This window comes from Dellaglioa sp. CoH-55-MRSF-8, from assembly GCF_056782195.1.
Genome location: NZ_JBXAYH010000117.1, coordinates 1 through 360, shown reverse-complemented (window position 1 = coordinate 360; position 360 = coordinate 1). Strand labels below are relative to the sequence as shown.

Genomic DNA, 360 nt, shown 5'->3' with positions numbered 1-360 from the left:
GCCATTATCGAATGTGCGCCTCATGCACCCCTTTAGACGAGATCACCCCATGCGTCGCGAGCGTAGCGCGCGGCATCCGCCAGCAATTCAGCGCGTGTCCGGTATTGCGGTCCGACGCATGCCGCGCGGTCTTCGCCGTCGTGCATGTCAACAAACCGCCAGCAAGGGACGCCCGCCGGATTCGAATTCGCGTACCCGAGCCCAGCAAACCGCGATGCGTGAATGGTGAGCCGATTAACGCCGTTATAGAGTGCCATTGTGTAATCCGTTATGTGTTGAACGTGAGACAAATAGTAACGGGGCCTCTCTGGCCCCTCACCCATCCCCGAATTTCTTCATCTTGCTTTTTCTCTGCCCCCC

Annotated in this window: 1 protein-coding gene; it reads right to left on the bottom strand. The window is 58.3% G+C overall.

Annotation, left to right across the window (positions count from 1 at the left end; genetic code table 11):
- Positions 1-32: 32 nt before the first annotated feature.
- Positions 33-257, bottom strand: coding sequence for a hypothetical protein (locus tag AC1RPW_RS08170; RefSeq protein WP_481769468.1), 225 nt, complete (start codon positions 255-257; stop codon positions 33-35).
- Between the last annotated feature and the right edge of the window lie 103 nt (positions 258-360).